The 23,185-nt window shown below is 70.8% G+C and carries 27 protein-coding genes; 10 read left to right on the top strand and 17 right to left on the bottom strand.

Annotated elements, in window-relative coordinates; all coding sequences use genetic code 11:
• Positions 1–529: 529 nt before the first annotated feature.
• The 3 genes from ACZ60E_RS26925 to ACZ60E_RS26915 all read right to left on the bottom strand — a co-directional run bounded on the left by ACZ60E_RS26925 (position 530) and on the right by ACZ60E_RS26915 (position 2,445).
• Positions 530–874 (bottom strand): GNAT family N-acetyltransferase, encoded by a 345-nt coding sequence (locus ACZ60E_RS26925; RefSeq protein ID WP_384811823.1) that lies wholly within the window; start codon positions 872–874, stop codon positions 530–532.
• Between the two features lie 64 nt (positions 875–938).
• Complete coding sequence (panD, locus tag ACZ60E_RS26920) at positions 939–1,361, bottom strand: aspartate 1-decarboxylase (RefSeq protein ID WP_469443750.1); 423 nt, start codon at positions 1,359–1,361, stop codon at positions 939–941.
• A gap of 94 nt (positions 1,362–1,455) precedes the next feature.
• On the bottom strand, positions 1,456–2,445 hold the full coding sequence (locus ACZ60E_RS26915) for a pirin family protein (RefSeq protein WP_469443748.1): 990 nt from the start codon (positions 2,443–2,445) through the stop codon (positions 1,456–1,458).
• A gap of 119 nt (positions 2,446–2,564) precedes the next feature.
• Between ACZ60E_RS26915 and ACZ60E_RS26910 the strand changes: the two genes are divergently transcribed.
• On the top strand, positions 2,565–3,077 hold the full coding sequence (locus tag ACZ60E_RS26910; protein WP_384811831.1) for a carboxymuconolactone decarboxylase family protein: 513 nt from the start codon (positions 2,565–2,567) through the stop codon (positions 3,075–3,077).
• Positions 3,078–3,225: 148 nt separating this feature from the next.
• Here the strand turns inward: ACZ60E_RS26910 and ACZ60E_RS26905 are convergent, their stop codons facing one another.
• Together ACZ60E_RS26905 and ACZ60E_RS26900 are read right to left on the bottom strand one after the other, a co-directional pair.
• Positions 3,226–3,636, bottom strand: a complete 411-nt coding sequence (locus ACZ60E_RS26905) for a (4Fe-4S)-binding protein (protein ID WP_469443745.1) — start codon at positions 3,634–3,636, stop codon at positions 3,226–3,228.
• A 31-nt stretch (positions 3,637–3,667) separates the two neighbouring features.
• Positions 3,668–3,976 carry a GNAT family N-acetyltransferase gene (locus ACZ60E_RS26900; RefSeq protein WP_107019354.1) on the bottom strand — a complete coding sequence of 103 codons (309 nt, stop codon included), beginning with the start codon at positions 3,974–3,976 and terminating at the stop codon, positions 3,668–3,670.
• Positions 3,977–4,153: 177 nt separating this feature from the next.
• On the opposite strand from ACZ60E_RS26900, the gene ACZ60E_RS26895 reads away from it, so the two are divergent.
• From ACZ60E_RS26895 to ACZ60E_RS26875, 5 genes are all read left to right on the top strand, one after another.
• Positions 4,154–4,621, top strand: a complete 468-nt coding sequence (locus ACZ60E_RS26895; protein WP_384811837.1) for a MarR family winged helix-turn-helix transcriptional regulator — start codon at positions 4,154–4,156, stop codon at positions 4,619–4,621.
• A gap of 153 nt (positions 4,622–4,774) precedes the next feature.
• Positions 4,775–5,899, top strand: a complete 1,125-nt coding sequence (locus ACZ60E_RS26890) for an LLM class flavin-dependent oxidoreductase (RefSeq protein ID WP_469443743.1) — start codon at positions 4,775–4,777, stop codon at positions 5,897–5,899.
• Entirely contained in the window at positions 5,896–6,576 is a 681-nt protein-coding gene (locus ACZ60E_RS26885) for an NADPH-dependent F420 reductase (protein ID WP_469443741.1), read from the top strand. Before ACZ60E_RS26890 ends, ACZ60E_RS26885 begins: the two co-directional genes overlap by 4 nt.
• A 32-nt stretch (positions 6,577–6,608) precedes the next feature.
• The gene (locus ACZ60E_RS26880; protein WP_469443739.1) at positions 6,609–7,001 is read left to right on the top strand and encodes an N-acetyltransferase; all 393 of its coding nucleotides are present in this window, start codon (positions 6,609–6,611) and stop codon (positions 6,999–7,001) included.
• 76 nt (positions 7,002–7,077) lie between these two features.
• Complete coding sequence (locus ACZ60E_RS26875) at positions 7,078–8,205, top strand: DNA polymerase III subunit beta family protein (protein ID WP_469443736.1); 1,128 nt, start codon at positions 7,078–7,080, stop codon at positions 8,203–8,205.
• A gap of 118 nt (positions 8,206–8,323) precedes the next feature.
• Here the strand turns inward: ACZ60E_RS26875 and bdeA are convergent, their stop codons facing one another.
• The 3 genes from bdeA to ACZ60E_RS26860 form a co-directional block, all read right to left on the bottom strand.
• Positions 8,324–9,262, bottom strand: a complete 939-nt coding sequence (gene bdeA, locus ACZ60E_RS26870) for a bis(hydroxyethyl) terephthalate hydrolase (RefSeq protein WP_453794379.1) — start codon at positions 9,260–9,262, stop codon at positions 8,324–8,326.
• Between the two features lie 366 nt (positions 9,263–9,628).
• The gene (locus ACZ60E_RS26865; RefSeq protein WP_469443733.1) at positions 9,629–9,976 is read right to left on the bottom strand and encodes a deoxyxylulose-5-phosphate synthase; all 348 of its coding nucleotides are present in this window, start codon (positions 9,974–9,976) and stop codon (positions 9,629–9,631) included.
• A complete protein-coding gene (locus tag ACZ60E_RS26860; protein WP_469443731.1) occupies positions 9,969–10,370 on the bottom strand; it encodes a hypothetical protein in 402 nt (133 codons plus the stop codon). Before ACZ60E_RS26860 ends, ACZ60E_RS26865 begins: the two co-directional genes overlap by 8 nt.
• Before the next feature lie 142 nt (positions 10,371–10,512).
• On the opposite strand from ACZ60E_RS26860, the gene ACZ60E_RS26855 reads away from it, so the two are divergent.
• Positions 10,513–11,829 (top strand): hypothetical protein, encoded by a 1,317-nt coding sequence (locus ACZ60E_RS26855; RefSeq protein WP_469443729.1) that lies wholly within the window; start codon positions 10,513–10,515, stop codon positions 11,827–11,829.
• 29 nt (positions 11,830–11,858) lie between these two features.
• Here ACZ60E_RS26855 and ACZ60E_RS26850 read toward each other — a convergent pair whose 3' ends face one another.
• Both ACZ60E_RS26850 and ACZ60E_RS26845 read right to left on the bottom strand, forming a co-directional pair.
• Complete coding sequence (locus ACZ60E_RS26850; protein WP_469443727.1) at positions 11,859–12,920, bottom strand: hypothetical protein; 1,062 nt, start codon at positions 12,918–12,920, stop codon at positions 11,859–11,861.
• A 54-nt stretch (positions 12,921–12,974) separates the two neighbouring features.
• Positions 12,975–13,466: an ATP-binding protein gene (locus tag ACZ60E_RS26845; RefSeq protein ID WP_469443725.1), complete on the bottom strand. Its 492-nt coding sequence runs from the start codon at positions 13,464–13,466 to the stop codon at positions 12,975–12,977.
• A gap of 192 nt (positions 13,467–13,658) precedes the next feature.
• On the opposite strand from ACZ60E_RS26845, the gene ACZ60E_RS26840 reads away from it, so the two are divergent.
• The 3 genes from ACZ60E_RS26840 to ACZ60E_RS26830 are packed head-to-tail and all read left to right on the top strand — an operon-like array spanning position 13,659 to position 15,416.
• Entirely contained in the window at positions 13,659–14,531 is an 873-nt protein-coding gene (locus tag ACZ60E_RS26840; protein ID WP_469443722.1) for a helix-turn-helix domain-containing protein, read from the top strand.
• Positions 14,528–14,728 carry a DUF397 domain-containing protein gene (locus tag ACZ60E_RS26835; protein ID WP_469443719.1) on the top strand — a complete coding sequence of 67 codons (201 nt, stop codon included), beginning with the start codon at positions 14,528–14,530 and terminating at the stop codon, positions 14,726–14,728. The genes ACZ60E_RS26840 and ACZ60E_RS26835 overlap by 4 nt, the downstream gene beginning before the upstream one ends.
• Positions 14,729–14,738: 10 nt before the next feature.
• A complete protein-coding gene (locus ACZ60E_RS26830; protein ID WP_469443716.1) occupies positions 14,739–15,416 on the top strand; it encodes a phosphatase PAP2 family protein in 678 nt (225 codons plus the stop codon).
• 15 nt (positions 15,417–15,431) lie between these two features.
• Here the strand turns inward: ACZ60E_RS26830 and ACZ60E_RS26825 are convergent, their stop codons facing one another.
• The 7 genes from ACZ60E_RS26825 to ACZ60E_RS26795 form a co-directional block, all read right to left on the bottom strand.
• Positions 15,432–16,757: a glutamate-1-semialdehyde 2,1-aminomutase gene (locus tag ACZ60E_RS26825; protein ID WP_469443714.1), complete on the bottom strand. Its 1,326-nt coding sequence runs from the start codon at positions 16,755–16,757 to the stop codon at positions 15,432–15,434.
• 7 nt (positions 16,758–16,764) lie between these two features.
• The gene (gene rfbC / locus ACZ60E_RS26820; protein WP_385832751.1) at positions 16,765–17,316 is read right to left on the bottom strand and encodes a dTDP-4-dehydrorhamnose 3,5-epimerase; all 552 of its coding nucleotides are present in this window, start codon (positions 17,314–17,316) and stop codon (positions 16,765–16,767) included.
• A 5-nt stretch (positions 17,317–17,321) separates the two neighbouring features.
• Positions 17,322–18,542: a polysaccharide pyruvyl transferase family protein gene (locus ACZ60E_RS26815; RefSeq protein WP_469443713.1), complete on the bottom strand. Its 1,221-nt coding sequence runs from the start codon at positions 18,540–18,542 to the stop codon at positions 17,322–17,324.
• 62 nt (positions 18,543–18,604) lie between these two features.
• On the bottom strand, positions 18,605–19,552 hold the full coding sequence (locus ACZ60E_RS26810; protein WP_469443711.1) for a glycosyltransferase family 2 protein: 948 nt from the start codon (positions 19,550–19,552) through the stop codon (positions 18,605–18,607).
• Positions 19,549–20,892: a hypothetical protein gene (locus ACZ60E_RS26805; protein WP_469443709.1), complete on the bottom strand. Its 1,344-nt coding sequence runs from the start codon at positions 20,890–20,892 to the stop codon at positions 19,549–19,551. The genes ACZ60E_RS26810 and ACZ60E_RS26805 overlap by 4 nt, the downstream gene beginning before the upstream one ends.
• Positions 20,889–22,163, bottom strand: a complete 1,275-nt coding sequence (locus ACZ60E_RS26800) for a DUF4910 domain-containing protein (protein ID WP_469443708.1) — start codon at positions 22,161–22,163, stop codon at positions 20,889–20,891. Before ACZ60E_RS26800 ends, ACZ60E_RS26805 begins: the two co-directional genes overlap by 4 nt.
• A complete protein-coding gene (locus ACZ60E_RS26795) occupies positions 22,160–23,185 on the bottom strand; it encodes an NAD-dependent epimerase/dehydratase family protein (RefSeq protein ID WP_469443706.1) in 1,026 nt (341 codons plus the stop codon). Before ACZ60E_RS26795 ends, ACZ60E_RS26800 begins: the two co-directional genes overlap by 4 nt.

The raw sequence follows: 23,185 nt of genomic DNA, 5'->3' as shown, positions 1-23,185 counted from the left end.
CGCCGCGCCCGCCCGGCGCGGGCGGCGGCGGGCCGCCGGGGCGCCGCCGCGCGCCCCCCCCCCACCACCCACGCCCGCCCGGCCGCCCGCCCCCCCCCCCCCCCCCCCCCCCCCCCCCGCCGCTTTTTTGTGGTCTCAGCCCAGCGGGTCCGGTTGTGGTGCCGGGGTCGGGTCCGGGCCGGGCGCGGGGCGCGGCGGCGGTCCCGGGACCGGGCGGGGCTTCGGGGTCGGCACCGGGTCCGGGAAGGGCTGCGGCCGGTCCGGGCCGGGCGTGGGATCCGGATGTACGGGGTCGGGGAACGGTTGCGTCATCATGTCCTCCAGCCAGAGGGAACGTCGGCTCTGGACTTCTCCCCCGCGTACCCGACTCCCGCGCACCCACTCACTCGGTCGCGGTCCCAACGGGGCCCATGTGGCCCCTTGAGAGGGGCCGGGCCCCGTGAGGGGCGCGGGGAACTGCGCGGCAAGCCCCCACCGTCCCGCACTGTGAACACCGACCCCGGCGACCCGACCCCGGCAAGGGGTTCGCTCAGAACAGACCAGGGTGCGCCTCAAGCCACCCCTTCGCCGCACTCAGCAACGCGGGGTCCGCCACCGGCGCCACGTCCGGGTGCCGCTCGGCCCACTTCACGACGTACGGGCAGAGCGGCGCGACCGGCACGCCCTCGCGCTCTGAGATCGCGTACAGCTCACGGGCGAGGGAGCCCGCGATGCCCTTGCCCTCGTGGGCGGGCTCCACGGTGGTGTGCACCGGGACGAGGGCGCGGCCGGGGCTTTCGAGGACGAAGTACGCGATGCGGCCCGCCACTTCGTCACCGGAGTACGCCTCCAGGCGACCGTGGTCCCGGTCGTCACGGATGGTGATGTCGCTCATGGATTCTCCTCGTGGGTACGGGTTGCGATGCCGGTACGAGTGCGCGTGCTGGTGTGGACGCGGGTCAGGCCGCCGGGACGGCTTGCGGGCTCCGCCGCTGGTCCGAGCCCGGTACCGGCTCGGAGGGGTCCGATCCGAGCGTCACGATCCGGTTGTCGCCGTCCACGTGCACGACCTGCGGCTTCAGCGCACGGGCCTCGGCGTCGGTGACCTGCGCGTAACTGATGAGGATCACCAGATCGCCGGGGTGCACGAGGTGGGCCGCGGCGCCGTTGATGCCGACGACCCCCGATCCGCGCTCACCCTCGATGACGTACGTCTCCAGACGGGCGCCGTTGGTGATGTCGACGATGTGGACCAGCTCGCCGGGCAGCAGGTCGGCGGCGTCGAGGAGATCGGCGTCGACGGTCACGGAGCCGACGTAGTGCAGGTCGGCCTGGGTGACGGTGGCACGGTGGATCTTGGACTTGAACAGAGTACGCAGCATTTCGGACTCCCAGAAGACAGCTCCCTGCTAGCTTTCTGCAGGTCAGGGGCGTACTTCACTGTACAGCGGCGGGTCTTCGACTCAAAGGCCCAGATCAGCGGGACGGCGGGTTGCGGCGCGGTGTGAGGACGGCGTTCGGCAGGGCCGGTGCGGGCAGGGGGCCGCCGGGAAAGTCCTCGATGACGCCGAAGCGGTCGGAGGACGCTTCCCAGTCCTCGCGGGCTTTCACCACGTCCTCGTGACTGCGGCCGACGAAGTTCCACCACATGACGATCTCCTCTCCGAAGGGAGGTCCTCCGATGAGGACGGCCCGCGCCGGGGCGTCGGTCTCGTTCACCATCGTCAGGGTGTCGGCGCCGGGAGGCACGTAGCCGAGTTCGGCGGGGCGCAGCACGGTGTCGATCAGGCGGATGTCCCCGCTGTCCACGAGGAGGCCGTGCTCGAAGGCCGCGTCCACGGCGAGGGTGAGCGTCGCGCGGGGTTCGACGACGATCTCGGCGCCGAGCAGCGGCGTGAAGGTCCGGGTTGGGGAGGTCCGGCCGGCGAGCGAACCGAGGAAGACCCTGATCACGGCCCCGTCGACCTGCACGGGTCCGGGTACGTGGTGCTGGAAGTCCCGGTCGGCGCGGCGGTGTTCCTCGGGCAGCGCGACCCATAGCTGGACGCCGTGGAGGACGGTGGTGTCCGGGGTGGAGACCTCCGAGTGGGCGATGCCGTGTCCGCCGGTCATCAGGTTCATCTCACCTGGCCGGATCAGGGCGTGGGTGCCGAGGGTGTCGCGGTGTTCGACCTCGCCGCTGAACAGCCAGCCCACCGTCTGCAGTCCGGTGTGGGGATGCGGAGGCATGTTCATGCCTCCCGAGACGGCGACCTCGTGCGGGCCGTAGTGGTCGGCGAAGCACCAGGCGCCGATGAGTGTGCGCGCCCGCTGGGGCAGGGTGCGCCGCACGCGCATCGCACGCGGGCCCCCGAGCGGGACGTCACGCGCCGACAGGACATCGACCGCGGGGGCCCCTGTCGGCCGGTCGCCCTCGACGACCGCACCGCCGTGCAGAGCCGCGCCGTCGGTTTCCGCGTTGCTCATCGAGAGCACCTCCCACAGGATTTGGTTGTCACATCAACTAGGATGGCACAGGGCGGGCCGACCGCCCAAGCACCGCACCACACAGGCCACTTCGAGCGTGGCCGGAAGGAAGCCCCGACGTGAGCGACCGCACCCAGGACTCCGAGCCCCGCCGGATCTTCATCGACAAACAGAGCCCCAAGGCCTTCCATGCCCTGGTGCAGGTCGCGGAGACGGTCCGGGCGACCGCCGCCGAGGCCGGCCTCGACCGCACCACCGTGGAACTGATCAACCTCCGCGTGTCCCAGCTCAACGGCTGCGCCTACTGCCTGGACAGGCACACCGGGGCGGCCCTGCGCGCCGGTGAATCAGCGCAGAGACTCGGAGTCCTGAGCGCCTGGCGGGACACCGGCCTGTTCTCTCCCCTTGAGCGCGCCGCCCTGGCGTTGGCCGAGGCCACGACGGATCCGACGGACGCCACGGCCCAGACCTCCGCCTACGAAGCCGCCCGACAGGTTCTCTCCGAGGACCAGATCTCGGCCGCGATCTGGGTGGCGGTCACCATCAACGCGTTCAACCGCGTGTCGATCCTGAGCAAGCACCCCGTACCGCCCGTCCACGACAAGCCTCACGACAGGGTTCCCACCGCGTAGAGGCGGCCGGCCCGCGCCCCCTCGCCGTGGGCGGACACCCTCGACCCATGGCCGGTCTCAGGCTCGGGGGCTCGGGGGCTCGGGGGCTCGGGGGCTCGGGGGCTCGGGCAACTCCCCGACCGGGACGGCATCGAGGAGCGCGGCCTCGTCACCGGCCGCAGGGTCCCGCGTGGTCGCAGTACGGCTGGAGGCGGGTCTGTCCGCAGCCGCACAGCATGACCCTGGTCTCGGCGCGTGCGCCCTGCGGCGTGTCCACGCTCAGCTCGCCGCGCACGGTCAGCTGCCCGGTGGCACTGCGGGTGATCGTGGTGGGCCCGTCGGGGGTTTCCGTTCCGCCGTCCACGAGTTCGTACCGCAGCGCGCCCGACGGACAGCGCCGCACGACGTCCGCCACGCGCTCGGCCGTGGAGGCGTCCGGCCGGATCCACGGCCGCTTCGTCGTGTCGAACACCTCGGGCAGGCCATGGACGCATTCGGCGGCATGGAGGCAGCGCCCGGCCTCGAAGGTCACCGTGATCGACTCCGCCCGGTACGTCTTCCGCTCGGGTTCGCCGCCCATACCCGCCTCCCCTGCCGCCGTGCCCGCCGTTTCAGTCACTGACCCTGCTGCGGGACTGGTACAGCAGGTCCTGGTACTCGGGGTGCCGGTTGATCCAGCCCGCGAAGAAGGGGCAGGTAGCCAGCACCCGCAGATTCGCGGCGCGCGCCTCGTCGAGGGCCGTGCGGGCCAGCGCGGAGCCGACTCCCGCACCCTCGTACGCCGCCTCGACCTCGGTGTGCACGAACGCGACCAGCTCCGTCGTACGGATGTACTGCGCGATGCCCGCCACCTTGGACTCGCCGTCGACGCGGGCCTCGTAACGCTTCGCCTCGGGTGCGTCGATCACTTCGACCGTCATGTGTCCTCCTCGTGGGGCCCGATCTCGCTCGACTCGGACTCTGCGAAATCCCGTCGGCCGGGGCATCAACCTAACTCCCTCAGGTTGATGCATCAACTTAACCACGACGGCCTCGCCGAGTGACGGCACCGTCACCACGACTGGATGAGGTGTCAACGATCTCGCTAGACTCCGGCCATGGACGCACCGCCGCGCTGGCTCAACCCGGAAGAGAAGGACGCCTGGGACAGCTTCATCCGCATGCACGAGAAACTCATCGGACGGCTGGCCCGCCGCATCCAGGCCGACTCCGGGATGTCCGCCTCGGACTACGTCGTCCTCGTCAGCCTCACCGAGAGGGGCGGCGGACGGATGCGCTTCCTGGATCTGGCGAAGCTCGTGGAGTGGGAGAAGAGCCGCATGTCCCACCAGGTCACGCGGATGGCGAAACGCGGGCTCGTGTCCAGGGAGGAGTGCCCCGACGACGGGCGCGGCGCGTTCATCGTCGCCACCCCGGCCGGTTACCAGGCGATCGAAGAGGCCGCGCCGCAGCATGTCGAGCACGTCCGCCGCCTGTTCATCGACGCCCTGACCCCGAACCAGCTCAGCACCCTCGGCCGGCTCAGCGAGCGCGTCCTGGACCACATGGAGCGGCAGCCGGACTGACCGGGCGGCAGTTCACTCACGTGCAGTCATGCTCGCCGCATCACCATGTGGTTGACACGACAACCAATCGAATGTCATGTTGACGCATCAACCGGATCGGCGGAGGTGGTGCGGGTGACCGCCGCACCTCGACACGACGAAAGCGTTGGACGAGTGAACACGACGGATGTCTCGCAGATCGAGTTCGGGATCGACAGCTTCGGGGACCGGCCCCGCAACGACCGGGGCATGATCCTCTCGCCCGCGCAGGCGATCCGCGCCGCGGTGACGGAGGCGGTTCTGGCCGACCAGGTCGGCATCGACGTCGTGGCGTTGGGCGAGCACCACCGACCCGAGTACGCGATCTCCAGCCCCGAGACGGTACTGGCGGGCATCGCGACGGCCACGAAGCGCATCCGGCTCGCCTCGGGCGTGACCGTGCTGTCCTCGGACGACCCGGTGCGGGTGTTCCAGCGATTCGCCACGGTCGACGCGCTCTCCAACGGCCGTGCCGAGGTGATCCTCGGACGCGGTTCCTTCACCGAGTCGTTCCCCCTGTTCGGGTACGACCTGAAGGACTACGAGGTGCTGTTCGAGGAGAAGATCGAGCTGTTCCACCGGCTCCTGGACGAGAAGCCGGTCACCTGGGAAGGCACCACGCGCGCCGCCCTGCACGACGCGGACGTGCACCCGAAGACGGATTCGGGACGCATCAAGACCTGGGTGGGAGTGGGCGGGACACCGCAGTCCGTGCTCCGCACCGCCCAGTACGGCTTCGGGCTCATGCTCGCCATCATCGGCGGCGCCCCCGACCGGTTCGCGCCCTACGTCGATCTCTACCGCAGTGCCAGTGCCGAGTTCGGCACGACCCCGCAGCCGGTCGGAATGCACTCGCCGGGGTTCGTCGCGGCCACCGACGAAGAAGCCAAGGAGCTTTTCCACCCCGGTTTCAAGGAGATCCGCGACCGGATCGGCGCGCAGCGCGGCTGGCCGCCGCTCCGCCGGGAGGAGTTCGACGCCGAGGTGGACCGCGGTTCGCTGTACGTCGGCTCGGTCGAGACGGTGGCGAACAAGATCGCCCATGCGGTACGGGTCCTGAACGCGGGCCGGTTCGACATGATCTACTCCGCCGCCGGCACCGTTTCGGCCTCCGCACGTCTCCGGTCGGTCGAGTTGTACGGCACCCAGGTCATCCCCCGGGTCCGCGAACTGCTGGCCGAGCAGCCCGCGGGCACGGCGGGCACTGGGGGGACGACAGGGGCGGCTGGCGCTGCGGGCGCGGCGGGGGCGACACGATGACCGACCCCGTCACGACCATCGGAATTCTCGGAGCCGGGAAACTCGGCACCGTTCTGGCGCGATTGGCGGTCGCCTCCAGCCATCGCGTCCTGATCTCCGGGTCCGGTGACCCGTCCAGGATCGCGCTCACCGCCAAGATCCTCACCCCGGGAGCGACGGCCGTGTGGCCGGCCCAGGCCGCGGGCGCCGCCGACGTGGTGGTGCTGGCCCTCCCGCTCGGCAAATACCTCGACCTGCCGGTTCCGCAGTTGGAAGGAAAGCTCGTCGTCGACGCGATGAACCACTGGTGGGAGGTCGATGGCCCGCGTGCCACGATCCTCCCGGCCGACACCTCGTCGAGCGAGGCCGTTCAGCGGTTCCTGCCGGGCTCGCGTGTCGTGAAAGCCCTCAACCACATGGGCTACCACGACCTCGAAGACGGGGCTCGTCCGGCCTCAGTCCCCGGACGCAAGGCCATCGCGCTCGCCGGCGACTCGCCCGAGGACCTCGCCGTCGTGTCCGCGCTGATCGACAGCCTCGGGTTCGACCCACTCGCCATCGGCGGCCTCGCAGCGGGTGTCCGGCTCGAACCCGGGACCCCCGCATTCGGAGCCAATGTCGACGCCGAGCGGCTTCGCGCGCTCACCGCCGCTCCCGCTCCCGCTCCCGCTCCCGCTCCGACGAGGCTGGCCGGATGACTCGGGAATTAACCGGCAGCTTCGGTACGTCCATGACGGTCGAGCTCGATCCCGCCGACCCGATCAGCTCCTACAGCGTAAGACGTGCCGACAGGACACCCCTCGGCACAGCCGACTTCGTCGTCGTTCCCGGCGCACTTCCCGGCGTAATTCCGGGCGCACTTCCCGGTGTGCGCGAAGAGCGAATATTTTTCCATACAGAGGTGTGCCAGGACTTCGGTGGGCGTGAACTGGTGGAGCTTCTGGTGAGCACGGCACTTACCGACAGCATGCGCGACAACGCCACGGTCGTGCCCTTGTGTCCGATGTTCGCCCGCCATCTGCGGGTGCACGGCGACACGTTCATCGCGAGGGGTGGCGTGTTCCGCCGGCCGGTCGCCGACGACATAGGAGTCATCACGCGCGCCACGCTCGGCGAGGTGTGAGGCGTTCGGAGCAGGTTGCCCCTCGGTTGACCCTCGACCTTGTCGAGGGCTCAGGGTTCCGGGTGTGGAGAACGAGATGCGCAGTATCGGGGAGATGGCCCGGGACGGTGGGCTGAGCGTGAGTGCGCTGCGGTTCTACGACCGTGCCGGGGTGCTGGTACCGGCCTGGGTGGACCCCGTCAGCGGCTATCGCTGGTACGAGCCGGGGCAGTTGGAGGAAGCCCACCTGCTGGCCCGGTTGCGCCGGGCGGGCATGCCGTTGGCGGACATCCGGCTCGTGCTGGCCGGGTGGGCGGGCGCGGACACCGATCTGGTGCGCGGGCTCCTCGATGCTCACCTGCGCCGCCTCGAACTGGGGCTGTCCGATGCCCGCAGTGAGTTCTCCACGCTCCGAGCTCTACTCGACCGCAGGGAGAACCCCATGACTTCGCTCCGCACCACCGCCGCGGCCACTACCGCTGCCGCCGCCACTGCCGCCGCCACTCGGGTGTCCACGTCGCCGCTGGAGCTGGCCGCCGCGCTGGACACGGTCCGTTTCGCGGCCGGCTCCGACCCGGAGCTGCCGATGCTCGCCGGCATCCTGTTCGACGTCGAAGGTGACGAACTCCGCCTGGTGGCCACCGACCGCTACCGGATGGCCGTCGCGCGAGCACACGCCACCGGGCACGACGGGGCCCGGACCCAGGTGCTCGTGCCTCTTCCGCTCGCCGACGCGATGCGGGCGCTGCTGACCGGCGGCGAGCCCGTCGACCTCGTGGTGGACGGTGACCGCGTCACGCTGGAGGCCGGGGAACGGCAGACGGCCGGGCAGGTCATCGGCCATGAGTTCCCGGACTACCGCCGCCTCGTCCACCTCCCGGCCGGCCGCCGGGTCCGCGTCGATACGGCGGTCTTCCGCACGGCGCTGGAGAACGGTCCTGTCCGCACGGGCGAGGCCGGGGAGCCGGACGGCGCGCCCCGCGACCTCAGCGTGCTCAGGGTGGCGGAGGACGGCAACGTGGTCGTGTGCGACGACGGTGGCGACGGTGACGACGAGCGGGACAACGTCGGTGTCGATCGCGAGTACCTGCTGCACGCGCTCACCGCCGGGGCCCGGGACGAACTGGTCCTGGAACTGGGTGCGCCCACGGCACCGCTCGTGATCCGCAGGCCCGACGACGAGGACGCCTTCTCGCTCCTGATGCCGGTCCGCCTGGAGAACTAGGCTCCGTGTCCGCCGACCTGCTGAGCAGGTCGGCGGACAGGCCGTGGTCGTGGTCGGGTTCGGCTTCGGCTTCGGCTTCGGCTTCGGCTTCGGCTTCGGCTTCGGCTTCGGCTTCGGCTCAGCCGGTGTGCGGGCAGTTGCCTCGGTACTCCTCGATGGTCGTACTCGCCGCGGGCAGCGGGCACAGGAACTGTTCGTAGCGGGTGTCGTTGTCGATGAACCGCTTCAGCCAGGAAATGCTGTACTTCGCGACCGTGGTGTTGGACGAGGTCGGGGCGGAGTGCGTGGCGCCGTTCAGCTCCAGGTACGCGCGGTTCAGCGCTGACGGCAGGCTGGTGTAGAAGGGCTCGGCGTGCGACGACACCGGGGCGACCGTGTCACCGTCCGCTCCGACGATCAGGGTGGGCGTCTGGACCTCGGGCCAGGTCTTGTCCGTGTTCCACGGTGTGAGCGGGACCGAGGCCTGCAACGACGGCCGGTCCTTGGACGCTTCGAGCGAGCCGCCGCCGCCCATGGAGTGCCCCATGACGCCGAGCCGGGTGCTGTCGATCCGGGTACGGACGCTGCTGCTCTGCGTCAAGTAGTCGAGTGCTGCCAGCAGTTGGTCACCACGGGCGGCCGGCTGGTCGAGGGTGCTGAGGGTGTCGATGGTGATCACGACGAAGCCCTGGGAGGCCAGCCTGGGACCCAGCCACGACACCGACGACTGAGAGGCGGTGAACCCGGGCGAGATGGCCACCGCCCCGAACGTGCCGTCACTGGTGCTGGTCGGGTAGTAGACGGTCCCGCCGCCGAAACCGCTGGTCCGGGACACGGTCGTCTGCGAGACGGCGTACGAGCCCCGGGCGGCCTCGATGCTGGCGTTGGTCGGCGCCGGGCCGCGCTCGTATGGGTTGTCCGCGGCGTCGGCGACACCGGTGAGGGAGGTGGTCAGACCGGCGAGCAGTGCGGCCGTGGCCGACAGCGCGGCGAGTCGGCCGCGCAGTCGGCGGCGGGGCGCGCGCTCCGCCCGCGCGGAGTGAGTGGTGGTGGATCTGGGTGTGGGGGATGCTTGCACGATCGGTCCTTTCACCAGGTTCCGTGGGTGACACGGGAGCGGTGACTCCGGTGGTGCGTGCCCTGCTCATGGCTGGTCGGGCGTACCCGTGGCTGGTCGAGCCCCGGCTTGCCCGGCCGTGTCCGACCCGAGTCGGAGGACGCGGTGTCACATCACGGAAGCAACGAGGTTGTCTCGGATGGCGCGTTGGGGCGGTGCACGGTCCTGTGTGCGAAATGAATCCGAAGGACGACCTGCGACCGGGCCGTGGGGGCCCGTGCCGCCTGAAGCAGCCTCACCATAGGGCCGCTCCGGCTCCACGCCATCGGTGATATCGCCGGTGTCATCGACGGCTCCGGCGTACTACGGCGTATTACGGGCGCTCGCTCAACCGCGCGACGGAACGAACGGCACCTCGCACCGCACGAGCGCCCTCGCGAACGGCTCGCCACTGCGCCGCGCGTACACCATCCGCTCACGGACCTCGCTCAGGGTCCGGGGCCGGTAACCGGGCCCACCGCAGCAGCTCTTGTGAAAACGGACGCCGGCGTGCAGCAACACGGACAGCGTCCGCCAGGCCGCGACGTCCCGACGCCGCGGCGCGGCAAAGGCGGAACCCACATGAATCAGCGACTGCGCACAGCGGGGGCAGATCCGCTCCCGGTCCCTGTCATAGGGCTGCTTGTACGAGGCCCTGCAGGGCAGGCAGGACAGGGCCCGTGGCAGGTCACTCACTCCTCCTGACCATCCACCGCCGATCCGTCAGTGATCGGGTGAGTTCGGCGTCGTACTGGTCGGCGTCGAAATAGAACGTCGGGGGCCGCTCCTTGTCCACAGGCACCTGCCAGTCGGACCACTCCACGAGCCCGCCTAGACGCTGCACGAACACGGACAGGTAGCCACAGCATCCGCCCGTGCACTCGGGCTCGCCCAGCACTACGCGTCGCCCCTCGCCGGTCGCCCAGAGAGGACCGTGACCGTGAGCGGGCAGCGCCTCCTCCGCGAACGGGCCGCGACCTCCCTCTCCCACCGCCTGTGCCACCACATCCTCACCGTCGATCCGGACCTGCACCCGGGCAGCCCAACGAAGGCCCGGCGGCACCACACTGACCTGAAGCCGATTGAACACCGGAGCACCCTACGTGTGTACCGGTCGCCACAGGAGTCAATTCACCGGCGGACAGCAGCAGTCGGATACACGAGGTTCGTGCCGTTCTTGTCGGACATCAGCCGTAGGGTGTTGCTGGAGTGCAAGGGGAGACGGGGAAACGATGATTGACTACCGCAAGGCAACCGTTCCGGTGTGGACACTGGCTACCGGCGACGTACGGGTGCCCGCAGTCGGCGGCGACGAGCCGATGACGGCCGAGCGCCTGGTCGAGCTGCGCGGTGTGCTGGCCGGTCTGGCCGCCCAGCCGATCGCCACACTTGAGTTGCATCCGCTGCCCGACGCGCTCGACCGCAGCCGAGGTATCCCGCTGGATGCCGTGAGTCCCTTGGCACAGCACCTGTCACAGCTCATTACACAGTCGGCGCGAAGTTCCTCCGTGGCGGCCAAGGCGACCGCTGCCGGCGATGGTCTGTATCGCATGGTGGTTCCCGCGAAGGTCGTCGCCCAGATCGGTCAGGGCATCGTTCGTCCGATGGCGGCGAAGGGCGTGGCCGGTGGCATCCGTGGCCCACTCGTGAACTCGGCGGGCCGCATCGCCGCCGGCGCGACGTTCGTGCCGGTCGGGCAAGCGGCAGCAGCGGGCGCGGTCGGTGGAGCCGGTGCGACAGCCGGTGCCGCACTCACCGGCAGCGCGGCGCTCACCGTGGCCGCGCCGCTCGTGCTCATGGCCATAGCGGTGGGAGTCAGCGCGAACGCCGATTCCAAGCGCCGACAGGCCATCGAACACATCACGGAGCTGCTGGAGCAGTTGCACGAGCACAAACTCGATGACGAGCACAGCGAACTCGACGGTTGTCGCGATGCCATCGACAAAGCAACCGCCATTCTCCTCGATCAAGGCAAGCTGGGCGTCTCCTTGGGACTGGACTCGGCCGTGCATGCCATCAACACCGCACTAGGCGCCGCCGACCGTCGCCTTGCCCGGTGGCGGAGCGCGCTCGACAAGCTGCCCGACGGCAAGGCTGTCGAGATCGACACGCTGACCAAGTCGTTTCCCGGCGTCGACGACCACGGGGGTACCTTCCGCGCCCATCTCGAACTCGCCGCCCTGGCGATCGCGCTGAAACGGCGGGTCACCGTCCTGCAGGCCGTCGAGCACGCCCAGGCCGACCCTGACAACCTGTTCGAGAACTTCGCCCGCGCTCTCAAGGCCGATCAACAGCGCCTCGACGAGCTGGAGTCGGGCATCGCCGGTGTACTGGTCCGTCTGTCGGCGCTGGAGCTGGCACGCCCTAACGGTCTACGGCCCGTTTTCACGACTGGTGAAGTCGATCGCCTGATGCGCGCGACACACCGGATTCACAAGCTGCGTGACGGCGCCGTGGACAACAGCCGCACGACAGACGTGGCGATCGAGATCGCCCGCGACAGCGACGGCTCGGTGATCGTGTTCCCCGCGGTGCCCGCGTCGGCGTAGGACGCGAACAGGTTTCGGGGTCCTGCGGATCAGCAGGTCAGTTCCCCCGTCGTGCCCGGTTCGTTGGCTCCTGTCGACAGGGCTATCTGTTTGACCTTGCCCGTGTAGTCGCCCACCGCTCCGTCCTCGGTTGCGCCGTCGGAGTAGAACATGGCTGACGCCCAGGGGGTCGCGTCCTTTTCCAGTCTGTCCGTCAGGGCCTTCATCGTCGATGTGCGGAAGTTGGTGTTCAGGCAGTCGCCGCCGAGGTACGACCAGTCGGGGTTGGTGCCCTCCGTCGGTTCCGTCGGTGAGGCGTCCGACGGGAGCAGGGCGAGTGCCGCCCTGCGTGCCCTGTCCTCGTCGACCGGGGACGCGAACACCACGTCCACGCTGATCAGGTAGTCCCGCAGGGGCGCCGCCGGCGGGACGGTGGCGCAGACCACCTCGTCCTTCGCCAGGCGGTAGGCCACGGGGTCACCGATGGGCATTCCCGTCTGTGCCGCGCACGCCTTGGACCACGAGACGCGCGGATAGCGTCCGTCCCACCAGGTCAGTGGTGAGGCGAGGCCCCGGCCGCCCAAGTCGTCCTTCGACGCCGCGTCGAGGGTCTGCTCGGGAAGCGGGGCCTCCTTCAACGCCTTGACGTTCGGGCAGAACTCCGTCCGCAGGAAGTCCGCCATCTCGGCGGCCTGTTCCTCGGTCGCGTCGTTCGCCTCGTCCGCGTACCGGATGCCCCGCCAGGTCCGGTAGCCGACGTCCACGTTGCGACACGTGTCCACCTGGACGACCGCCAGTCCACGGCGATCCTCCAGGTCGGTCTCCACACCCTCCCCGAGGCCGTAGCCGTTGGCGTCGCCGACCTCGCCGAGCCGGTTGACCAAGGCGTCGTCGACACCCGCGACCGTCAGGGCGTCCTCTATGGAGGTGTCGTCGGCCGTCACCGCGTTCGAGTCGTCCGTCGGTGGTGTCGGCTCGGCTTCCGTTTCCGTCTCTTCCGCCGGGACGGCCGAAGTACGCGTCGCCGACGGGGTTCCGCTTCCGCAGCCTCCCACGGTCAGCGCGGCGGCGATGAGCAGGGCGGTGCCGGCGGCACGGCGGTATCGGGGCATGGCGCAACTCCGTGCAAGCGACAGTTGATCAACATCAGTATGTGATCGACGCATTCAGTTCACAAGAGGTGAATATCCCTTTCGCGTATCGCTGTCACGGCCGGTGCGGACCTCCGCCCACACCGTTTTCGTGTATGTGTCGTGGACCGTGTGGCCCCAGCGGTCCGCGTAGGTCTGGACGAGGAGCAGGCCGCGGCCCGAGGGCTCGTCCGTGGGCTGTGGTGTCGCGGCCGGGGGTACGCGTTCGGGGCGGGTGTCCGTCACCTCGATGCGGAAGTGGGCGGGCAGGAGGTGCAGTGCCAGGCGGAAGTCCCGGCCGGGGAGGCTGCCGTGGCGCACCGCGTTCGACGCCAGTTCGGCCGTGACGAGGGCGACGGCCCTGGCCGGGTCGGAGTCGTACGGGAGGCCCGTCCACTCGGTGAACTGCTGGACGGTGAGTTGCCGGGCGAGGCGGGCGCCGCGTCTCGTGCCGCTGAGGCACAGGGCCAGTCGGCGGGCGGGCGTGTGCGGTGGCTTCGCCCCGTCGGTGAGCTGATCTTGGGTCACGGTTCCAGCGTGGGGCGACGAACGACCCCCTGAACAGGGATGACGGCCGTACTTCGTCCCTCTCGTACGGCACGCCCTTTGCTTGTACGGGAGTTGTACGGGCGTTGTACGGGTTCGGCGCGTGTCCCTGTTTCCGCGATCCGCGTTGGACATCGAACGGTGCGGTGCGGAGCGGATGGAAGGGCGTGGGCTGTGGGGACGGTACGGGGTGTCGGGGACACGCGGGCGGGGCGTACGGCGAAGCCGAAGGAGGAGGGGCCCGATCTGCCGGGGGCGTGGTCGGCGTACGGCGTGCTGCTCCGGCATCTGCGCAAACGGGCCGGCTTGAACCAGCAGCAGCTCGGCGAGGCGATCGGCTACTCCCTGGAGCAGGTCGCATCGGTCGAGCAGGGGCGGCGCCCGGCGAAGGTCGCGTTCACCACGGCGGCGGACCAGGCATTGAAAGCGGGCGGCGTCCTGGAGGTGTTGCAGGACGAGGTCGACCGGGCGAAGCTGCCGAGATTCTTCCGCAATTTCGCGTTGATCGAGGCGGGCGCCGTGAGCAGGTTCGAGTACGAGCCGCTGCTGATTCCGGGCTTGTTGCAGACGGAGGAGTACGTACGCGCCGTGTACGCGGGGCATCGGCCGAAGCTGGAGTCGGATGTCGTCGACAATCACACCGAGGCACGCCTCAACCGGCAGAAGATCCTCACGAGGGCCCCTGCGGTGGACCTGTCGTTCGTCATCGCCGAGACGGCACTGACCAACTCGGTCGGCGGCGCCGAGGTGATGCGCAGACAACTGCATCACCTGTTGGTGGTAGGCGAGTTGGAGAACGTACAGCTTCAGGTCATGCCCCCGGCACGCGACTTCCACCTGGGCCTCAACGGATCCTTCGTCGTGCTGGAGACAGGAGAGAACCAGCGGTTCGGATACGTGGAGTCACAGGGCGTCGGTGTCGTGGTGGCCCAGGTGGGCGCGGCCAGCCACCTCGGCCTGCGCTATGGGATGCTGCGGTCGCAGGCCCTCAACACCGAGCAGTCTGCACGCCTCATCGAACGTCTGGCAGGAGAGACAGCGACATGAGCAGCAGCGAGCGTCTGGCCTGGATCAAGAGCAGCTACAGCGGTTCGGACGGCGGCAACTGCGTGGAAGTGGCTGCCGGGTCGGAGGCTGTGTACGTTCGGGACTCGAAAGTCGTGAGTGACGCGCCCGTGCTGCGGGTCGGCCGTGGCGAATGGGCCTCGTTCATAGGCGGTTTGGCGCAACCCCTCGTTGGCTAGGGTGACAAGGGTGGCCTTAGAGACTGATACCCACCCAACATCCCCGGTGCTGCCCCAGTCGTTGCGCGCGGGGCTCGGGGTGATCGCGGTCCTCGCCGCCGCCGTTGTCGTCGCCCTCGGCGTCATGTACAGCGGGCACACCGAACCCGGCACCGTGGACAGGTGGTTCGTCGAGCCGACGGACGACAGTGTGCGGTCGCCGTGGCGGGGTGTCGCGCTCGCCATCGACTTCCTCGGCGAGCCCGTCGGAGCGGCGGCGCTCATCCTGGTCGCCGTGGCGGGCTGTCTGCTGCGTCGGCGAACGCGCGCCGCCGTGTTCGTCGTGGCCGGGGTCGGCGTCACCGTCGTGGTGGCGACCCTCTTCAAGTCCCTGGTGGGGCGGACCATCCACGGCCCCGACAATCTGTCCTACCCGAGCGGGCACACCGCGTTCCTCACCGCGCTCGCGCTCATCGTGGCGCTGCTCGCGGTCGGCCGGTCCGGTCTGGGCCGGGCGGCCGGCACGCTGCTCGTGCTCGGCGCGGGCCTGGTGGCGGGCGCCACCATGGGCTGGGCGCAGGTCGCCCTGGGCGCGCACTATCCGACCGACGTCCTCGGCGGCTGGTGCACGGCGCTGGCGCTGGTACCCGCCACCGCGTGGGTGATCGACCGGGCGGGCGACCGCCGTCGCCCGCCCGGTCAGCCGTAGTCCGCTGACGTCACCTCACACCGAGCGGCGGAACACCGGCTTCACCGGGCGTCCGGTCAGCCAAGGGGTGGGGTCACCCGCGTCCAGCGCCTTCCGGTACACCGCGCACGCCTGGGCCACCACGTCCACGGTGTGTTCGATGTCGGCGTCGCTGAGCGCGCTGCTCACCACGAACGACGGGGCGAGCACCCCGCCCGCCAGGAGCCGGTGCAGGAACAGGGTGCGGTACTCCTGCGACGGCTGCCCCTTCTCGTCGAGGGTCGCGAAGACCAGGTTGCTGGCCCGGCCCCGTACGACGACGTGGTCGCCGACGCCCATACCGGCGGCGGCCTCGCGGACACCGGCAGCCAGCCGCTCGCCGAGGGCGTGCAGTCGCGCGGTGATGCCCTCCTCGACGTAGGTGGTGAGTACCGCCATGGCCGCGGCGAGGGAGTGCGTCTCCGCGCCGTGGGTGGTGGACAGCAGGAACACCCGCTCGCCGGAGTGGCGCAGTCCGCCCCGCTCCATGAGGTCGCGGCGCCCGGCCAGCGCGGAGACCGCGAACCCGTTGCCGAGCGCCTTGCCGAACGTGGAGAGGTCGGGGACGACTCCGTACAGGCCCTGGGCGCCCGCCTCGGACCAGCGCAGGCCGGTGATCATCTCGTCGAAGATCAGTACGCAGCCGTGCCGGTCGGCCAGTTCGCGCAGGCCGGCGAGGTAGCCGGGCGGCGGCTCGGTGTGGGTGGCGGGTTCGAGGATCAGACAGGCGATCTCGTCCTGGTGCCGGGTGAGCAGTTCCTCCGTGGCGGCCAGGTCCCCGTACGGGAACGCGACCGTGAGGTCGGTGGTCGCCGCCGGGATGCCGGCCGCCATGGGTGTGGTGCCGATGAACCAGTCGTCGGTGGAGAAGAAGGGGTGGTCGCCGCAGATGGCGACCCGCGGGCGGCCGGTGACCGCGCGGGCCAGGCGTATCGCGGCGGTGGTGGCGTCCGAACCGTTCTTCGCGAACTTCACCATCTCGGCGGTCGGCACGGTGGCCAGGAAGCGTTCCGCCGCCTCGACCTCCAGGACGGACGGCCGGACGAAGTTGCTGCCGCGGTCCAGTTCGCGGCGTACCGCCTCGATCACGCGCGGGTGGGCGTGGCCGAGGCTGACCGACCGCAGGCCGGAGCCGTACTCGATGTAGCGGTTGCCGTCGACGTCCCAGACGTGGGCGCCGCGGCCGTGGTCGATGACCGGCGCCAGGTGCTCGGGGTACTGGTCGTCGCCCTTGGCGTACGTGTGCGCGCCCCCGGGGATCAGGGCGTGCAGCCGCTGGTTGGCCAGCGTCGACCGGGGCAGGGTGAACTCTTCGGTGTCCACGGTGACTTCAGCTCTCTCTCTGCTTCAGGACCTCGGCGAGGCTCGGGGCCTCCCGGTCCCGCTGGGACATCGAGGTGGCGGGCAGCGGCCAGGGGATGCCGAGTTCCGGGTCGTCGAAGGCGATCGTCACGTCCTCGGCCGGATCGTGCGGGCGGTCGATGCGGTAGGAGGTGTCGGTGGTCTCGGTCAGCGCCTGGAAGCCGTGCGCGCAGCCCGCCGGGATGTAGAGGGTCTTCTGCGTCTCGCCCGACAGCTCGAACGACGCCACGTTGCGGTACGTCGGCGAGTCCGGCCGCAGGTCCACGACGACGTCGAAGATCTTCCCGTACGAGCAGCGCACGAGCTTGGCCTCGCCCGCTCCGGAGCGCAGGTGCAGTCCGCGCAGGACGCCCCGGACCGAGCGGGACACGCTGTCCTGGATGAAGGCGTTCGGGTCCAGGCCCACCGAGCGGACCACGTCGGCGTCGAAGGTGCGGCAGAAGAAACCGCGCTCGTCGGCGTACGGCGTCGGTTCGAACAGGTACGCTCCGGCGATCGCCGGGACTTCGGTCGCTTTCATGAGGTTCACGAGGCCTTCCGCAGGGCGTGTTCGGGGTGGTCGGCCGGGAACAGGGCCGAGGTCAACGCGGCGAACTGGTCGTCGAGTTGGCGGGTGGCGAGCTGGTTCCGCTCGGTGAGGGTCCGCCGGATCTCCGGCGCTCTGCGCTCCAGTTCCCTGAACTGGCGCAGCAGTTCGTCGGGGTCGATCTCGCGGGCCGGGTGGGAGTACGCGTCGAGCCCCATCCGCGCCATCAGCGCGTCGCTCTTCGCCGCGTAGCTGAGGGCGAGCGTCGGTGTGCCGGCCTTCAGCGCGCAGACCAGGTTGTGGTAGCGGGTCGCCACGACGGTGTCGGCCGCCGCCATCTCCTTCATCAGGTCGGCCAGCGAGGACGCCTCGGAGGCGGTGACCAGGGGTGAGTCCACCGCGGCGAGGATCGCGGCGACCACCGACGCGTCGCACTCGTCGCCGGTGAGCAGCCGGACCGCTCTGCCGTCCTCGACGAGCGCGCGGACGAACCGGGTCGTCCCGTCGAGGTAGCGGCGGTGGATCTCCTCGGCGCGGGCGCGGTCGTCGTTGCCGCCGTGGAAGTCCATGACGCCGACGCAGACCGGGCCCCGGGAGCCCGCAGGCTGTTCGGAGGACGTGCTCGCCCGCGGTGTCGGCAGGGCGAACGCCAGGTCCGGGTAGACCTCGTCGTGTGCCGTGTCCACGCCCATGTCCCGCAGCGCGTCCCGCGAGAGGGCGTCCCGGTACGACCGGTACGCGGCCAGCCGCGCCGACCAGCGCACCAGGGCCCGGGTCGGCCGGTTGCCGATCGCGGCGGCGCCGACGCCGACGAGCGCGACGCGGGTGCCGAACAGCCGGCCGCTCGCGCAGAGCAGGAAGAGGGAGTAGGGGAAGCCCCACGGTCGCAGGGGCAGCGTGGCCTCCAGAACACCCATGCCCGGCACGATCACCACGTCGTGCTTGCGCACCCAGGCGGCGGTGCGGAAGACGTCGACGAACTTGCCGAGGCCCTTGCCCACCATCGAACCCAGGCGCGACGCGGTCCGGTACTCCCCCCGGTACCAGTGCAGCCGGGTCGCGGGGATCCGGTAGCGGGCCATGACGACGTCCGGTCCCCCGCACAGCGCGTCCACGGCCGCGTCCGGATGCCGGGCGCGGAGGTATCCGAGTACGGCCTCCAGCGATCCGTCGTTGCCGAGGTTCCCGGAGCCGAGAAGGCCGAACACCCCTACGCGCACCGGTGTTTCACCCCCAGGCACCCCGGCCGCCCCGGACCCGCCGGGCACCCCGGTTCCGGGCTTCACGCCTGCCTGCCCTCACGGCCGGCGACGACGGCGTCCACGGAGACGGCGTACCGGGCCGGGTCGACCGGGGCGCGGTCCTCGACCCGCTCGCCCGCGCCCGGCCGGACCCGGCTGGTCATCCACGAGGCCAGATGGCGGTGGCAGGCGCGCCGGTCGGCCGGGGACAGCGGCGCCCGCCGGATCGCCGAGGCGAAGCCCCACACGTACTCGGCGAGCAGCCGGGGCGTCGGGTGCAGGAGGCCTGCCCGGCGCGGGTCCAGGTTGACGCAGCGGGAGCGCTTGGAGGGGTTCGCCCGCTCGGCGCGGGTGGGGTGGTCGCGGCGGAAGTACAGCAGCTCCGGCACCTGGTGGAAGGGGCCGTGCAGGGTGATCTCGGCGACGAACGTGCGGTCCGCGTGGTGGTAGCTGTCGTGCGGCTTCACCCGGCGCAGCATGTCGGCCCGCATCACGCCGTAGAAGTCGTCGCCGCCGGGCTCGAACAGCAGGCTGCGGAAGCGCTCGGGCGCGTGCGGCGAGTCGGTGGCCAGCCCGTACTCGTAGGGGACCTTGACCTTGCCGTCGCCGTCGATGACGGCCTGGCCGCTGTGCGCGAGGACCACGTCGGGGCGCTCGTCCAGGATCTCGACACAGGCCCGCAGCAGGTCGCGGGCGTACAGGTCGTCGTGCGAGGCCCACTTGAACAGTTCGCCGCGGCACTCGGTGAACACATAGTTGTGGTTCGGCGCGGCGCCGATGTTGCGGGGCAGCCGGATGTACCGGATGCGCGCGTCCCGCGCGGCGTACTCGCGGCAGATGTCCTGGGTCCCGTCGGCCGAGGCGTTGTCGGAGATGACCAGCTCGAAGTCCTCGTACGTCTGGCCGAGCAGGGCGTCGAGCGACTCGGCAAGGTACTCCTCGCCGTTGTAGACGGGCAGGCCGACGCTCAGCCTGGGGTGGGCGGTCATGAGGTCCTCACTTCGGGAATGGGATGGTGGGCGCGCTCGCGCAGGGCGGACCGCAGTTGGAGCCACCAGACGGCCGAGGCGCAGACGGTCGCGGCGGCGACACCCCAGGCCGAGCCGACCGTGCCGGCCAGGGCGGCTCCGCCGAGGCCGCCGCCGACATAGCAGGCGGAGGCGAAGAGCTGGCAGCGCAGGCTGCGGCGGGCGGCGGCGAGCGCGCGCAGCCCGGCCGCCGCGCCGCTGCCGAGTCCGGCGCCCGCGACGCCGAGCGTGGCGGGCACGATGAGCTGCGAGGCGGAGTTCCAGACGTCGCCGAGCACGAACTCGCCCGCCCGGTCGGGCATCAGCAGCAGCGCAGCGCCCCAGAGCAGCGCGGCGGCGGCCTGTCCCCCGCCGAGGAGGAGGCAGAACTTGGCCAGCCGGTGCGGGGCCCGCCGCAGTACACGGGCCGCCTCCGCGACGGTGACCAGGGAAAGGCCCATGAGGAGGGCGAGGAACGGGCCGAGGAGCAGTTCCGCGCCCCGGACCGCGCCCACCGCGCCGACGCCGACGATCACGCCGAGCCCGTACGCGCGCAGTTGGCTCGCGCCGCTGAGGCTGACGTTCTCGACCAAGTACCGGTAGCCGAGGTCGCGTTGCTCGCTCAGCCAGCCGCCTGCCCGGGTGAGCCGGGGCCGGATGCCGGACTGGAGGCAGCCGTACCCGGCGGCGACCGCGGCGGACGCGCCCCAGGCGAGGACGAAGGCGGCGACGGTGTCCACGCGGGCCGCGATCACCATGGCCGGGACGAGCGCGACGCCCCACACGAGGTCGTTGACGAACGCCTTCCGTCCGGCGCCCGCGGCGAAGAACGCGAACCGCCACGCGTCCTGGAGGAGCAGTGCGGGCAGGACGACGCCGAGCGAGATGAACGCCGGTCCCACCCGTCCGCCGAGGCCGAGCCCGACCAGCAGGCACACCGCGCCGAGGGCCGCGCCCACGCCGAGCGCGGCCCCCGAGGAGCGGGCCGCCGCCGAGCGCCAGGACGCCTCGGGTACGCCGCTGAAGCGCACGACGAGCGGGTCGGTGGCCAGCCCGCGGGCGACGTTGAGCACCACGCCGTAGGTCAGCCAGGCCAGGCTGAACACGCCGAACGCGGTCAGTCCCAGCGACCGTGCCACGTAGATGCCCACCGCGAAGTTGGTCATGCTGGAGGCCGCCTGGTCGGCCAGTCCCCAGGACAGCCGGCCGACGATGCCCTTCCTGGCGGACGGGTCGGCGGACCGGTCGGCGGACCGGTCCGCGTTCGTGGCCCGGTCCGCCGGTGTCGGCGTCTTGTCCCCCTCGGTGGCCATCGGCGTCATGCCTTGATCAGCCCGGCGCCGTGCAGGGCGTCGGCCGCGACGGCGACGGTGTCGAACGGCAACTGCGACCGTTCGGCGACGTCCAGCAGGCTGTGTTCGCCGTCGGAGAGGCTGAGCACCCAGAGCATGGCCATCTGGGCCTGCTTGGCGTCGCTGCGCCCGCCGAGCGAGTCGTACAACCCGCGCCTTCCCAGCTGTGGTTCGCCGTAGGGGCTGAGGTTGACGTAACTGCGGTTGCGGTCGAGCACGGCGAAGGCCTCGCGGCAGACGGCGAGGGTGTCCTCCATCGCCTCCGGGGAGACGAAGTCCGGGTTGTCCCCCGAGGTGTGGTACTCGGGGTAGCCGGCGTACGGGGTCCGGCTGAGCGAGCCCACGCCGAGGTTGAACCCGGGTGAGCAGTACTGCCGCTCGTCGTAGCCGTACGGGGTGAACTCGTTGATCCGGTGCGGGCGTTCGGACGCGGTCAGCACATGTTGCAGCACGCGGTCGATCTCCGCGTCGCCGCGCCTGCTCTGCTTGTAGTTCACCTGGCCCGAGTCCCCCGCGCAGGCCAGTACGAGCCCGTGCTTGACGCGCTCGATCCGCTCCGCGTTGCGGGCCAGCCAGGTGATCGCCCCGACGGTGCCGGGCGCGAAGATGAACCGGTAGGTGTAGTACGGGGTCGTCTCCGCCAGGGCACGGGCCAGGTAGGTCGCCACCGCGACGCCCGCCAGGTTGTCGTTGGCCAGCGACGGGTGGCAGACGTGGCAGGAGACGATCACCTCGTCGGAGACCTGCCCCGGGACGACGTGCTCGGCGTAGGTGAGGTGTCCGTCGGCGAGCGTCGAGTCGATGCGCACCTCGTAGTCGCCGTCCGGCAGCCCGTCCAGGGTCTCCTGGGACAGGCAGAAGCCCCACTTCGGCTCGTAGTAACTCGTGCGGTACGGGACCAGGTCGGGCTGGTCCGGCAGGGTGTACAGGTGTTCGCGCAGCTCGGACAGCGGCATGGTGGCGGACACGGGGACGCTGTAGCCGAGCACGTGCAGGCTGGACGCGGCGAAGTCGACGACCCGGTTGCCCTCGGCATCGGCGATGTAGGCGTCCCGGATGTTCCACTCCTGCGGGACCGTCCAGTCGAGCACCTGCGTCCCGGTCGGCACCTCGTGCACCTGCAGCGGAACGTACTCGTCGACGATGTCCAGGGTGGCGCGCACCCCGTCGCCGGTGATGCTCCGGCAGAGCGGGTACAGCCGCTCCACCAGCGCGTGCATCTCCTCGCCGGGCGTGCTCATCGGCGCCACCGCAGGGTGTCGTCGACGGAGCCCGCCTCGGAGGCCGCGCGCAGCACGGCGAGGCGGGTGAAGCGGCGCTCGAAGTCCTCCTTGGTCAGCCCGTGTTTGCGGTAGGCGTCGGCGAGTTCGTGGGCGCCCTGCTTCACCGTCCACTCGCAGTCGAAGCCGGGGATCGCGGCGCGGAAGCGGGCGAAGTCCACGCGGTACGAGCGCGGGTCGGCGCCGTTCTCGCCGGTGATCCGCACCTTCGAGCCGGAGACCGCCTCGGCGACCTGTTCGGCGATCTCGGCGACCGTGACGTTGTTGACCTCGCTGCCGATGTTGAACGCGCGGTCGTGCACGGCCTCCCGGGGCGTGGTCAGCGCGGCCGTGAAGGCGCGGGCGATGTCGGCGGCGTGCACCAGCGGGCGCCAGGGTGTGCCGTCGGAGAGCACCAGCACCTCGCCGGACAGGAGCGCGTGGCCCACGAGGTTGTTCAGCACGATGTCGGCGCGCAGCCGGGGCGAGTAGCCGAAGGCGGTGGCGTTGCGCATGAACACGGGGCTGAAGTCGTCGTCGGCGAGCGCGTGCAGGTCGTCCTCGACCCGCACCTTGGACTCCGCGTACGGCGTCACGGGGCGCAACGGGGCGTCCTCGGCCACGAGTTCGTCGCCGCCGGCGGCGCCGTAGACCGAGCAGGTGGACGCGTACAGGAAGCGCCGCACCCCGGCCTCGCGGGCCAGCCGGGCCAGTCGTACGGAGGCGTGGTGGTTGATGTCGTAGGTGAGGTCCGGTGCCAGCGCTCCCAGCGGGTCGTTGGAGAGCGCGGCCAGGTGGATCACGGCGTCCACCCCGGCCACGTGCTCGGCCGTGATGTCGCGCAGGTCCACCCGGTGCCCCCGCGGGTCGTCGGGCTGCGGGCCGAGGACGCAGTCGGCGAACAGGCCGGCGTCGAGACCGACGACCTCGTGCCCGGCGGCGGCGAGGACCGGGGCCATCACGGTGCCCAGGTAGCCCTGGTGGCCGGTCAGCAGTACGCGCAC

It is taken from the genome of Streptomyces sp. NPDC102514, assembly GCF_055584525.1.
The sequence above is the reverse complement of the archived record's forward strand: the minus strand, read 5'-3'. Positions and strand labels throughout refer to the sequence as shown.